Annotated in this window: 13 protein-coding genes, 1 tRNA gene and 1 pseudogene; 10 read left to right on the top strand and 5 right to left on the bottom strand. The window is 56.0% G+C overall.

Translation table 11 applies throughout. The annotated features are described in order from the left end of the window. Nucleotides 1-25 precede the first annotated feature (25 nt). Genes OA238_RS04120 through OA238_RS04105 form a run of 4 tightly spaced genes read left to right on the top strand, consistent with a single transcriptional unit; the run spans nt 26 to nt 1,641 of the window. Entirely contained in the window at nt 26-241 is a 216-nt protein-coding gene (locus OA238_RS04120) for a DUF2867 domain-containing protein (protein WP_245581437.1), read from the top strand. Nucleotides 242-282: 41 nt separating this feature from the next. Beyond that, nucleotides 283-1,041 (top strand): imidazole glycerol phosphate synthase subunit HisF, encoded by a 759-nt coding sequence (gene hisF, locus OA238_RS04115; protein WP_015494201.1) that lies wholly within the window; start codon nt 283-285, stop codon nt 1,039-1,041. A gap of 1 nt (nt 1,042) precedes the next feature. After that, nucleotides 1,043-1,345, top strand: coding sequence for a phosphoribosyl-ATP diphosphatase (locus OA238_RS04110; protein ID WP_015494200.1), 303 nt, complete (start codon nt 1,043-1,045; stop codon nt 1,343-1,345). After that, nucleotides 1,342-1,641, top strand: coding sequence for a Dabb family protein (locus OA238_RS04105; protein ID WP_015494199.1), 300 nt, complete (start codon nt 1,342-1,344; stop codon nt 1,639-1,641). The genes OA238_RS04110 and OA238_RS04105 overlap by 4 nt, the downstream gene beginning before the upstream one ends. Before the next feature lie 76 nt (nt 1,642-1,717). Here the strand turns inward: OA238_RS04105 and OA238_RS04100 are convergent, their stop codons facing one another. The 3 genes from OA238_RS04100 to rlmB form a co-directional block, all read right to left on the bottom strand. Next, the gene (locus tag OA238_RS04100) at nt 1,718-2,182 is read right to left on the bottom strand and encodes a CoA-binding protein (protein ID WP_015494198.1); all 465 of its coding nucleotides are present in this window, start codon (nt 2,180-2,182) and stop codon (nt 1,718-1,720) included. Nucleotides 2,183-2,402: 220 nt separating this feature from the next. Further along, nucleotides 2,403-2,864, bottom strand: a complete 462-nt coding sequence (locus OA238_RS04095) for a YHS domain-containing (seleno)protein (RefSeq protein WP_015494197.1) — start codon at nt 2,862-2,864, stop codon at nt 2,403-2,405. A gap of 415 nt (nt 2,865-3,279) precedes the next feature. Then, nucleotides 3,280-4,071 carry a 23S rRNA (guanosine(2251)-2'-O)-methyltransferase RlmB gene (gene rlmB, locus OA238_RS04085; protein ID WP_044036265.1) on the bottom strand — a complete coding sequence of 264 codons (792 nt, stop codon included), beginning with the start codon at nt 4,069-4,071 and terminating at the stop codon, nt 3,280-3,282. A 112-nt stretch (nt 4,072-4,183) separates the two neighbouring features. Here rlmB and OA238_RS32390 point away from each other — a divergent pair. The 4 genes and pseudogenes from OA238_RS32390 (at nt 4,184) to OA238_RS29660 (ending at nt 7,738) form a co-directional block, all read left to right on the top strand. Next, a tRNA-Tyr gene (locus OA238_RS32390) sits at nt 4,184-4,267 on the top strand. A 628-nt stretch (nt 4,268-4,895) separates the two neighbouring features. Further along, nucleotides 4,896-5,480 carry a hypothetical protein gene (locus tag OA238_RS04080; protein ID WP_015494195.1) on the top strand — a complete coding sequence of 195 codons (585 nt, stop codon included), beginning with the start codon at nt 4,896-4,898 and terminating at the stop codon, nt 5,478-5,480. Between the two features lie 137 nt (nt 5,481-5,617). Then, nucleotides 5,618-6,889, top strand: coding sequence for an IS256 family transposase (locus OA238_RS04075; RefSeq protein ID WP_015494194.1), 1,272 nt, complete (start codon nt 5,618-5,620; stop codon nt 6,887-6,889). Between the two features lie 86 nt (nt 6,890-6,975). Continuing rightward, a pseudogene (locus OA238_RS29660) lies at nt 6,976-7,738 on the top strand (IS5 family transposase). A gap of 469 nt (nt 7,739-8,207) precedes the next feature. Here OA238_RS29660 and OA238_RS04065 read toward each other — a convergent pair. Then, the gene (locus tag OA238_RS04065) at nt 8,208-8,750 is read right to left on the bottom strand and encodes a hypothetical protein (RefSeq protein ID WP_015494192.1); all 543 of its coding nucleotides are present in this window, start codon (nt 8,748-8,750) and stop codon (nt 8,208-8,210) included. 99 nt (nt 8,751-8,849) lie between these two features. Between OA238_RS04065 and OA238_RS04060 the strand changes: the two genes are divergently transcribed. Both OA238_RS04060 and OA238_RS04050 read left to right on the top strand, forming a co-directional pair. Next, nucleotides 8,850-9,878: a hypothetical protein gene (locus OA238_RS04060; RefSeq protein WP_015494191.1), complete on the top strand. Its 1,029-nt coding sequence runs from the start codon at nt 8,850-8,852 to the stop codon at nt 9,876-9,878. A 642-nt stretch (nt 9,879-10,520) separates the two neighbouring features. Then, nucleotides 10,521-11,813: an O-acetylhomoserine aminocarboxypropyltransferase/cysteine synthase family protein gene (locus OA238_RS04050; protein ID WP_015494190.1), complete on the top strand. Its 1,293-nt coding sequence runs from the start codon at nt 10,521-10,523 to the stop codon at nt 11,811-11,813. Between the two features lie 61 nt (nt 11,814-11,874). On the opposite strand, the gene OA238_RS04045 is transcribed toward OA238_RS04050, so the two are convergent. After that, the gene (locus OA238_RS04045; protein WP_015494189.1) at nt 11,875-12,585 is read right to left on the bottom strand and encodes an SIMPL domain-containing protein; all 711 of its coding nucleotides are present in this window, start codon (nt 12,583-12,585) and stop codon (nt 11,875-11,877) included. Nucleotides 12,586-12,612 lie beyond the last annotated feature (27 nt).

Below are 12,612 nucleotides of genomic sequence, written 5' to 3'. Positions count from 1 at the left end.
CAAAATTCGGATGATCGAGGACTCTGTGTATAGAATCAAAAATGACCGCAAAGTCATCGCTGGATTTGATGACAAACATCTGAACTTTCGCGTGTCTATCTTGTTGCAAGATGGACAGGTCAGCCTCTCCACGTGGGTATCGCCGCACAATTTGAGCGGCCGGTTGTACCTCACCGCGATCATGCCGTTTCACATCGCAATCGCCCGCACCGCCTTGTCGCGTGTGCGACATCACGGCTGAGCGCCCTTTTCCTTTGGCCAAACTGCGATTAGACCTGCCCCATGTTGAAAACCCGTATCATCCCTTGCCTTGATGTCGCCAACGGCCGCGTTGTCAAAGGTGTAAACTTTGTCGACATCGTGGACGCAGGCGATCCCGTTGAAACCGCGCGTGCCTATGACGCGGCTGGCGCAGACGAGTTGTGCTTCCTCGATATCATGGCCACCGAAGAAAACCGCGGCACCATGTATGACTTGGCCACCCGGACGGCTGAGGCGTGCTTTATGCCGCTGACAATCGGCGGCGGCGTGCGCAGCCACGGGGACGTGCGAAAACTGCTGCTGGCGGGGGCGGATAAGGTGTCGTTCAACTCTGCCGCCGTCGCCGACCCGGACGTGCTGAGCGAAGCCGCCCTGCGCTTTGGCAGCCAGTGCATCGTCTGCGCCATTGATGCCAAAACGGTGGCACCCGGCCGCTGGGAAATCTTCACCCACGGCGGGCGACGGGCAACGGGCATCGATGCGGTAGAATTCGCCCTGACGGCACAAGCCAAAGGCGCAGGTGAAATCCTGCTCACGGCGATGGACAATGATGGCACCAAGTCCGGTTTCAACCTCGCCCTGACCCGCGCCGTGACCGATGCCGTGTCCATTCCTGTGATCGCCTCGGGGGGTGTCGGCACACTTGACCACCTCGTCGAAGGGGTCACGCTGGGGGGCGCGTCTGCGGTCCTCGCCGCGTCGATCTTTCACTTCGGCACCTACACAATTCCGCAAGCCAAGGCGCATATGCACGCCGCTGGCATTCCTGTAAGGCTCTGATATGTCCATAAAACAACTGGCCCAAACCATCGCCACCCGCAAACATGCGGACCCAGACACAAGCTGGACCGCCAAATTGCTCGCCGATCCCGACAAAGCCGCCGAAAAATTTGGCGAAGAAGCGGTAGAAGCGATCATCGAAGCCACAAAAGGCAATAAGGCACGGCTCACATCCGAGGCCGCCGACGTCATGTACCACCTGCTGGTCATGTGCGCCGCCCACGATGTCACGCTTGATGATATTGAGGCTGAACTGGCCCGCCGAACGGCCCAATCGGGCCTCACAGAAAAGGCCAACCGATGATCCGCCACATTGCCTTCTTCTCTGCGATTGACCCCAATGATCTCGACGAAATCGAAGCAGGGCTTTGGATCCTGAAAGACAATCCGCACGCCCTGCGCTTCAGCGTCGCGCGCAACCTTGCCGTGGACGAAATTCCCGGCCCACACCCCGATTTCGTGGTCATGGCTGACATCAAAGACACCGCAGCACTCGCCGCGTACAAAGCCCACCCGCTCTATGCTGAATCGATCCGCCGTGTGCGCCCGCTGCGCGACATCCGCGTCGCCGCAGACCTGATGGTGGAAGACCCCTCTTAAGCCCTGTCTTTCTCACCCCTGCCTTTGTCTAAAAAATATCCCGGGGGGCGCAGCGGGGGCAGCGCCCCCTCGCCACTCACAATTTCGACGAAATTACACCGGTCGCAAAACCACCCATCCGCAACTCGCCAAACAGCCGTTGATATTCGATCTTAGGGCAACGATTCTGGATCACCGTCACCCCGCGCGCCTGCGCCACTTCAGCCGAGTCCGCATGCTCCACACCGATTTGCAGCCAAATCGTCTGCAGGTCCGGCCAGCGCGCAAGCGCCTCATCAACAATGGCAGGCACCGCATCGGATCGGCGAAACACGTCGACCATATCCACATCGAACGGGATATCATACAGGGTCGCGTAAACCGTTTCACCAAAAAGCTCCTGTCCCGCCAGTCCAGGATTCACCGGCACCACGCGAATGCCTTTGCGCGACAAGTATCGCGCCACAAAATAGCTGGGCCGCACCGGATTGGCAGAAACGCCAACCACCGCCACGGTTTTCATCCGGTTCAAAACATCTTTGAGCAATTGATCGCTGTACATAACACCTGCTTAGCCGATCTTTGCGCCACAAAAAAGCGCCCGGTTAATAAACCGGGCGCGGAGTGCGGAACGAGGGACAGTAAATTTGAACAAGGGGGATCCAATCCTTGTTCGTGTTATAGACGTGGGAACGATGTGCAGCAGTTAAAGGGCCATCAGCAAAACGTGAACACCTTGCGATCCGCTGTTATCCCTTGGGATCAGCGGCACCAATGGATCACTACGCAAGGATTGCCGGCCATTGCGCATCCGCCAACACGATATTGCCCGGAATGTCTCGCGACCAAGTCCGGCGGACGCTCATCGAATAATTGAGGTAGAGTTTTCCGTCATGGATCGTCCAAGCTTCCGGCACCGACGTTGCAATATAGCCCTTTGACATCGCAAACGCGCAATACCCGCCATACTCGGGTGCGTAGGCCCTTGGGTCAGCCATGAACATTTCCATATTGGCAGCGCTGGAAAAATGCCACGTCGCCCCGTCCCACATCAGCGCATGATCCGCGCTGCCTTGAACTGGCGCGCCTTGTGAAAAGAACGCAACAGGGTCCGCGCCGCGAATGGCGATGCCGTCCACCGCAAAAACATATGGTTCAGCGGCCACGGCAGGACGGGTTAAAAACGCGGCCAGCGGTGCGGCGGCGGCGGCGGCGGCGATCAATAATGTGCGGCGGTTGAGCATCGGAATCTCCGGTTGATTGGGCGTTTCAGCTAATTTGGCCCATCCGCGCGCACAAAAAAACCCACCTCGCCAATCTGTGACAGACCAAGCTGAATTGTTTCAATCAAAGATGTCTTCGATTTCGTCCCACAGATCGTCGGCAAGCCGTTTAAACAACCCTTTGCGTTTCTTACGTTTTTCCACCTTTCGCGGCTTGGGATGGGGCTGTTTTGGGTGCACTGCTTTGGGGGCTCGGTGACGCTGCGCGCGCAGCCAGCAGCCCACCGCTGATCGGTAACATTTTAAGGTTATGCAGCGGCGCGCCACAGCTTGAACAGCTCAGCTCATGGCGGTCGTTACCGCGCAAAACCAACGCGGCGCGGGTGCCGCAATAACAACAAGTCGCAATCTTTTGGGCAGGCATGTGGTCTCCGCGTTACGATGCTCTGCTTACATATAGGGCCACAGCCGCCGCGTTCGAGACGTTGAGCGAGCCGAATTCACCCGCAAAGTCGATTCGCACCAAAGCATCGCAGGTTTCCTTCGTCTTATCACGAAGACCCGGCCCCTCAGCCCCCAAAACCAGCGCAATCGCGCGGTCGCGTTTCCCCTCGACCACCTGTTCAATCGTCTGTTCGGCTTCGCCGTCCAAGCCAAGCACCAGATACCCCATGGCCTGAAGCTCAACGATGGCATCTGCCAAATTGCGCACCCGCAGGTAGGGCTGGCGTTCCATCGCACCGCTGGCCGTCTTCGCCAACGCGCCTGTTTCAGGGGCGGCATGCCGGTTCATCGCAATGACGGCCTGCGCGCCAAACACCTCGGCGGATCGTAAAATTGCGCCGACATTGTGCGGGTCGGTCACTTTATCAAGCAAAACCACACGTGGCGGGTTCACCCCGTCCCCCATGCAGCGATCCTCGATTTTACCCCAGTCCAGCGGTTTAACCTCCAAAGCCGCACCTTGGTGCACCGATTGTGGATCAATAGGTGCTGCGAAATTGCGCGGCTCGCACATTTCAGGTTCCGGCCCGCCGTCTTTCAATCCAATGTCCACCGCACCCCCAAGACGATCAAACGCGTTCTTGGTCACAACAAAGCGCAATTTCTCACGCGCGGGGTTCAGCAGGGCATCGCGCACCGCATGGATGCCAAACAGCCACACAGTCTCATTGGCAGCAGCACGCTTGTTGCGTTCTTTATCGACAACCCAGGTTGGTTTTTTCACGGTGCATTCCTTTGTATTTGCCCCCTCATGGCGAGAACGCACAAAAACCGCAAGACCTGACCCCGAATTGAGGTTGACGCCCCCAGTGGCCAAAGCTATTCACGCCTCCAGTGGGCGTCAGGCCGCAAGGTGTGGCAGGAGACTGTAACTCTCTCGCGGAAACGCACGCCTGGTTCGATTCCAGGGTCGCCCACCACTTACTCTTATCCCAACAAACGCAGTGCATTTCAGGTGCAAGCTGTTGAAATACAGGGGACTTATGTCTCACCCGTGTCTCACTTGTGTCGCACCTCCACCGTTCCGTCAACTAACTGGCGAAGGCCAGCATTGATTCTGTCTTGTTTAACCGGCGCTCCGACACGCGATTGATTGCAGGCCACGTCCATTAGATCGTCCTTGATCGGGCCTTCCCGTCACTCTTTGCGATCCATTAAATCGCAGCTTTCGGCAAATTGACCGCATCCAGCACCAAGGCCAGATATTGCGGACAAAATTGCCATTCAGGGTAATATTCGTAAGGTTTGCGTCCCGCCCGTAGTTGCCGTTGTTGCAGCCAGGAACGGATGGCAGATCACAGCCCAAACGCGACGTTCGTGCCCAGCACGACATGGGGGAACTCAGAGGTGAAGTTGCATGCACAAGACACAGCCTTTCAACCGTGAAAACTTACAAAAGCGGCACGTTGACGTTTGGTCCATCGCCGCTATCCAAGGCGCGCTGCGGAAAAGAGAAGAGCTTGCATGTCAGTGCCTCAAGTGCTGTCAATGCAAGAGACGGTTTAATTAACTTTGAAGCCATATTTAATTGTACAGGATTACATCAAATTGTCGGCACCTGATCCGAGAAAGCAGAAGTCTTCCAGAGCGGCAGTTGACCGGCTCTTTGAAGACGCAGCAAATGTCTGGGTTATACACTACTCTTGCGAGAGCTTTTATGATCGCACGGACGGTCGCTCGCCAAGGATCACCTCCATCGCGGTGCGCAGGCTTGACTCAGGCCAGACCGTATCCTTCTCGGCTCATCAAGTTGCGGAGTTGGATGGCATCGACCTTGCGGGGATCACAGAGCACTACGACACCCTAGAGCTAAAGATGCTGGATGCCTTCTTCGAGCATATCGGTGGGCATCGAGGCATGAAGTACCTCCATTGGAACATGAGGGATATCAACTACGGCTTCGCAGCAATCGAATACCGCTATCGCGTGTTGGGTGGGAAGCCCTCGTTCATCATCTCTGATGAAAACAAATTTGACCTCGCCAGACTGTTGATCGACATTTACGGCGTGGGATACACGGGACACCCACGGCTAACGACCATACTCGACAAGAATAAGATTCAACCGCGCGACTTCTTGAACGGTGCGTCCGAGGCAGAGGCTTTCGAACTAGGGTCAGGACCCATTAATTGATTGAGTTTGTCGCGTTGTGGTGATTCATAGTCTTCAATTGGAGTTATGGTGGAATTTGGGTGATGGCGTGATTTGAAAGGCGGCGTATTGTGGCAGGTGTCAAAGCCGGCCAGAACCTCACAAGGAGCAATACGCCTATGAAGAACGATACACAGATCCTGCCGTTCCACCAATCGGAAACGATCGTAGATCCGTTGACAGAGCTTGCACGGGAGGGTGCCCGCCGGATGTTGGCGGAAGCGCTGAAAGCCGAAGCTGATGCATTTGTCGCCAGCTTTGCAGATGAACAGCTGGAGGATGGCCGCCAGCGGATTGTGCGGCATGGATTTGGCCCTGAACGGCAGATCCAGACCGGCATTGGTTCTCTGGATGTCCAGCGGCCCAAGGTGCGCGACCGGCTGGCAACACCTGATCCGTCCAAAAAAATCCGCTTTACATCGAACATACTGCCGAAATGGGCGCGCCGCTCGGTAAGCTTAGATGCCTTGTTGCCGGTGCTTTATCTGAAAGGCATTTCAACGGGTGATTTTCAAGAAGCGCTGTCAGCCATTATGGGCACCGACGCGCCGAACCTTTCGCCAAGCGTCATTTCGCGACTGACGGCTGGATGGCAGGCACAATATGACACCTGGACCCGGCGTGATCTCTCTGCTCGTCACTATGTCTACATCTGGGCCGATGGCGTCTATCTTCAGGCCCGGATGGAAGAAAATGCCGAATGCATGCTGGTGATCATCGGTGCAACACCGGAGGGCAAGAAAGAATTGATCGGCTTTCAGGTCGGTCTGCGGGAGAGCGCACAGAGTTGGCATGAGTTACTGACCGACATAAAAAGTCGTGGGTTGTCCGTCGCACCGGAAATTGCGGTTGGTGACGGGGCCATGGGGTTTTGGAACGCGCTGGACAGGGCATTTCCAGGCACAAAACACCAACGGTGTTGGGTGCATAAGGTGAAGAATGTTCTGAATTGTTTTCCCAAGCAGATGGCACCGGCTGTGAAGTCAGATCTGGATAACATCCAGCACGCAGGGACGCGCAAAGAAGCAGAAGCGGCGCTGGCAGTGTTCTCTGAGAAATATGAGGTCAAATATCCAAAGGGCGTTGCATGTCTAATCAAGGATCAAGACGCGATGCTCGCATTCTTTGATTTTCCGGCGGAACATTGGGGCCATCTACGCACTTCAAACCCTATAGAAAGCGTGTTTGCCACCGTCCGACACAGAACGGTTCGTACCAAAGGCGCACTGTCGCAAAAAACTGCAAAGCTGATGGTTTTTACCCTCATTCAGGCCGCATCAAAGAAATGGTTGAGGCTCAAGGGTAGAAACCAGTTGCCAAAAGTCATCGATGGCATCAAATTCAACGACGGTGTCGAAGTGACCGGTGACACCGAAAACCACGCCGCCTGATGATGCGCGTCACCCAAATTCAAGCATAGCTCCTTCAATTGTAGGGGGATATTATGAGCAATTTGTAATGGCTGACTGAGGCGCAGATGGAGCGTCTCCGGCCGTACTTTCCAAAGAGCCGAGGTCGTGCTCGTGTGGATGACCGTCGTGTTTTGAGTAGCATTATCTTCATCAATCGCAATGGTTTAAGGTGGTGTGATGCACCTTCCGAGTATAGACCGCCGAAGACGCTATATAATCGATGGAAGCGCTGGAGTGATATGGGCATATTTGCCCAAATCTTGATGGGGCTGGCCGAGCAGGCCCCCGACAACAAAACCATCTCAATCCCCTCTCATCAAAACTGCGTTTCGACTGCCGGGCAGTGGACGCCACCTACCTCAAAGCACATCGTACGGCCGCCAGCCTGCGGTTAAAAAAGGGGGGCGAGGACGCCTGATCGGGTTGACCAAGGGCGGTATGAATACAAAGCTACATGCTGCCACAGACACCAGCGGACGACCAATCCGCCTCTTCATCACAGCAGGACAAGTCAGTGATTACACTGGTGCAGCCGCCTTGATGAATAATCTGCCTGAGGCTGACTGGCTCCTCGCTGACAGAGGGTACGATGCTGATTGGTTCCGTGAAACCCTTGTAGACAACGGCACAACGCCCTGCATCCCCGGTCGCAAGTCGCGCAAAAAGACCGTCAAGTACGACAAGCGCCGTTACAAACGACGCAACCGTATCGAGAGAATGTTCGGAAGGCTCAAAGATTGGCGACGCGTCGCAACTCGCTACGACAGATCACCAACAGTCTTCCTCTCCGCAATCGCTCTCGCCGCAACCGTCATATTTTGGTTATGAGTCCTGAGCCTAGGATCCAGCAGGATAAGCGCGGCAAGCAAAATGGCATTTGATGGCCAAAACAACGCCACGTTACCGCTACTTAACATCCATGTATCACCCAGTCGCGTGGCTAGATATACCAGAAACAACCATGCAAAAATGCGCGCATACTGCCGTAAATGTAATGTTTTCAATGTAATGATTGCCATGCCGATTACCTGCGCAATTGGTGTCCCCAAACGGCTCGGAAAAGATGGCGAATGGTTGTTTTTCGGGTTGGTGGTATAATGTCAACGGCCCGACCTGAACGCGCATTTGTTTAAATGCCTATAACTTTCGATATCGCAGCTTACACTTGCCATCATTTTAAATTTGCTGCCTGATCCTGAATGGGCGCAAGGTTCGCACGCTTATTATTGCAATTCGCACAACACATTGGCCTACGGTCCATACGGCTGAACTCACAAACACCCGCGAAAATCCCGCCTCACGGAATCCGCACTTCGTTTCGATCAAATTGCGCGAAATCCGACCCGCCGTCATCAAACACAATTTCGACGTAGACGCTTTCGATCGATCCCAGCGGGAACACCACATAGGGCAGAAAATTCTCGATATCGATCATAGCATTGGGCTGCGCGAACGCCTCGTTGCACGGCTCCATCGGCATGACGTTGATCGCAGGTTCGCCGTTGATGCCGTAGCGGATATCCCAAAGCCCGCAGCGCCACGCCATCAGGTGGGTAAAATACAGCAGGTCTTGGCTATCAAATTCACGCACGCCGACCCAGTTGTTCTTGGTCATCCCAAGGATCGGGCGGACTTCCATCGCGGTGGTGTATTTGCCACTCGGGATTTGCGGTTCCAGTTCGCGCGCCGCATCCAGATCATCACCGGACCCAAGGTCAAGCGGTGCAATAAGCGCATCCTGCGTCTGAACCATCGCCACATCGGCCACCGCCTCCCCGCGCCCGGGCGGATCGATCCCGATGCCAATTCCAATAATCAGCGGTAAGAATAAATCAATCATCGCGCTCTCCCTCTACAGCAAACCTGATGCAGCAAACGGGCCTTCCCTTGGCGCCCGCAGCCCCCCTATAGTGTCAACATAGAGCAAGCAGGCAATAAAATGGCGAAAAAGACCACCCCGCGCAAACATGCAACCGGCCAGACCCCGTCGTCCGATTTCGACATCGTGATCGTCGGCCAAGGCGGGCGGTTGCAATACGAAGCCTTGTTGCTGGCAGCGTCCCTAAAGGCCAACGCCCCAAACTTTGCAGGCACACTTTACGTCGCCGAACCGCAACCTGGCCCACTATGGCCAAAAGATCCAACAATGCCCGGCGACATCAAAGCCGCACTAGAAGCCGTCGGCGCAGTCATCTTGCCCTTCGTGAACGAGGTCTTTGGCGCGCATTATCCGTACGGCAACAAAATCGAAGCGCTGTGCGCCATGCCCGCGGACCGCAATTTTCTGTTTTTGGACACAAACACCCTGATCGTCGGTGATATTACCACGCTGTCCACCGATTTCACACGGCCAAGCGCCTCTATGCGGCGCACCGGAACCTGGCCCGAAGAAGAACTGTATTGGCCAGGCTACATCGCCATATGGAAATCACTTTATGACCGCTACGGGCTGGATTTTGACAGCACGCTGGATACCGATCAACCGGATGAATATTGGCAACGTTACTTATATTTCAATGCGGGCTGGATCACCGGCCATGACGCGCCGACGTTTGGTGCGCGTTGGAAAGACTGGGCGCTGGACGTGCGCGACAACCGCCCCGAAGAACTGGTGCTGCAATCGCTGGACCCTTGGCTCGACCAAGTTACATTGCCACTTGTAATCCACAGTTTTGGCGGCGGCCGCCCCGGCAGTGACCTTGCTGGGTTGGACGGTGATTTGACCTGCCACTACCGCATGCTACCGCTGCTTTACGCACGCGAAAACGACACGGTTGTTGCCGCACTCGACGCGGTCACGGCGCCCAACAAGGTCAAAAAATGGCTCAAACAATATGATCCGTTCAAACGGATGATCTACCAAGGCAGAGGCGAAAAAGTCCGCGCATTGTTTGATCAAAACGACTTGCCGCCGCGCGAACGCCAAATCCGCAACCGGATCAAGAAAGAAGGCTTCTGGATGCGCTGATCCAAAGGGCTGATGGATCGGAAAACCAATCCCTTGGATCTGCGGCGAGAGGGGAGCGGATTTTTGCAAAAATCCTCAGCCATTGTGAGCGCAGTCACTGCTAGAGATGCAACCGAGTGTATAATGCCGCACAGGGGGCGATCTGCCCCCACTCTTCGAGCCCCCCCGAGGATATTTTTTAAAGCAATGACAAACAAGACAGCGAAAACCCGACGCGAAAAGAAAACACGCGCCGGGTCAAAACGAGCTAATCGTCTTCGCTTACGGCCATCGGCGTCCCCGCCTGTACCGCATCTTGACCTTCGGTGATTCTGGTTAAATCTTCCTTATCGTCTTTGCTCTTGAAATATCCCCGCCAGAGGCGAAGGCCAAATTCAAACAATCCCCCTAAAGGCGACGATCGCGCTGCCGCACTAAGGCTTTAGAATGCGCGGTCGCGCTCCTTTTCTTATTTCCGTCAGTCTGGGTGCAGGGAACGTCGGTTTGCTCAACGACCAAGCCCCGAACAAACGCTCCGTCAAAACCATTTTCCCGCAAACGTTGTTCTTGTTTCGGAACCGGATCGCTTTGCACCCAAGGCCACATTGAGGTCGCTGGCGTTTAACCCTAAAGTCGGATCAACTTTACCCTTGGAGACAACCCATGACCAACACCTCATCTTACGGTTTTGACACTTTGCAAATCCACGCAGGTGCGCGCCCCGACCCCGCCACAGGCGCGCGCAACACGCCAATTTATCAAACAACGGCATATGTCTTTCGCGACGCGGATCACGCCGCCGCGTTGTTCAACCTGCAAGAGGTCGGATACATCTATTCCCGCCTGACCAACCCCACCGTCGCCGTGCTGCAAGAACGCATCGCCACACTTGAGGGCGGCGCGGGTGCTGTCTGTTGCTCGTCTGGTCACGCCGCGCAGTTGATGGCGCTGTTCCCGATCATGTCGCCGGGCAAGAACGTCGTCGTGTCCACGCGCCTTTATGGTGGGTCCGTGACGCAGTTCAGCCAAACGATCAAGCGGTTCGGCTGGGAAGCCAAATTCGTCGACATTGATGATGCCGACGCAATCAAAGCCGCAATCGACGACAACACCCGCGCGATTTTCGGTGAGGCAATTGCCAATCCGGGCGGCCACATCATGGACGTGCGTGCGGTTGCCGATCTCGCTGACGCCGCTGGCATCCCGCTGATCATCGACAACACCACGGCCACGCCGTACCTGTGCCGCCCGATCGAACATGGCGCGACGCTGGTGGTTCATTCCACCACCAAATACCTCACTGGCAACGGCACTGTGACGGGCGGTTGTGTGGTGGACAGCGGCAAGTTTGACTGGACCGCGTCGGACAAATTTCCGAGCCTGTCCCAGCCCGAACCCGCGTATCACGGCCTCAAGTTCGCGGAAACGTTTGGTCCCCTCGCCTATACGTTCCATGGCATCGCCATCGGCCTGCGCGACCTTGGCATGACGATGAACCCGCAAGCGGCGCATTACACCTTGATGGGTGTTGAAACCCTGTCACTGCGCATGGATCGCCATGTCGAAAACGCAACCAAGCTCGCCAACTGGTTGGAGGCGGACGACCGCGTCGACTACGTGACCTACGCAGGCCTCGAATCATCCCCGTATTTTCACCGCATTAAAGACGTCTGTCCGCGCGGCGCTTCAGCGCTGTTCACCTTCGCCGTGAAGGGCGGTTATGACGCCTGCATCAAACTGGTCGATGCGCTGGAAATCTTCAGCCACGTGGCCAACCTTGGCGACACCCGCAGCCTGATCATTCACCCCGCCTCAACGACCCACCGCCAACTGTCGGAGGACCAACAAAAGGCCGCAGGGTCCGGTCCCGGTGTCGTGCGTGTGTCCATCGGGCTCGAGGACGCGACGGACTTGATCGCAGATCTAAATCAGGCGCTTGCGAAAGCGACCGCCTGAATTATCGCGTAAAACAGGGCGTCGCGAATCGCGGCGCCCTGTTTTGTTGCACGCGCGGTGATCACTCAACAAGCGCGTAAACCAATGTGATCGACGCGTTCATCTCTATCTTTCCGGCTGCAATGGGCACGTCATATTGCGGCGAAGACGACATTTCCAACACGATGACAGGCGACATGTCAAACATCCGATAGCCACCGCTGCCGGCCTCATTCAGCATCATCAACTCGCCCAGCGAAACGCTCGCCGCGTCTGCATAAAGCTGCGCCAGCCGCGCGCCCTCGGCAACGGCACGTCGGCGCGCCTCGTCCGTTGCCTCAGACGGGTCAAGCAGGCCAAATTGTACGCCGTCCAACCGGTTCGCGCCGTCCCCGACCACTGCGGCCAACAAACCACCCAAACGATCTAGGTCCGTCACCTTCACATCGACAGAATTAACCGCCTGATAACCAGTGATTTGTGTCCCCGAACTCAGCGCGCTTTGGGAATAGCGCGGGTTCAGTCGGATCGCGCCGCTGCGAATATCCTCATCGGCAATGCCCTCCCCGTCCAAAGTCGCCAGAATCGCTGCCGTAGAGGCGCTGGCGATGTCCAACGCATCGGCGGCAATGTCCGCCTCAGCCTGAACGCCGATGATCACCGTCGCCATGTCCGGCTCGACGCTGACCTCACCTTGGCCCGTGACCGAGATGGTGCGATCTTGTGCTGCCACGGGCGCGGACAGTGCTGCAAAGACAAGGGTGACTGATAAAAAGCCAATAAAAGGACGCATGAAAACTCTCCTGTTTTGCTGTTACTT

It is taken from the genome of Octadecabacter arcticus 238, assembly GCF_000155735.2.
Lineage (GTDB): Bacteria > Pseudomonadota > Alphaproteobacteria > Rhodobacterales > Rhodobacteraceae > Octadecabacter > Octadecabacter arcticus.
This window is presented reverse-complemented; position numbering and strand designations above follow the sequence as displayed.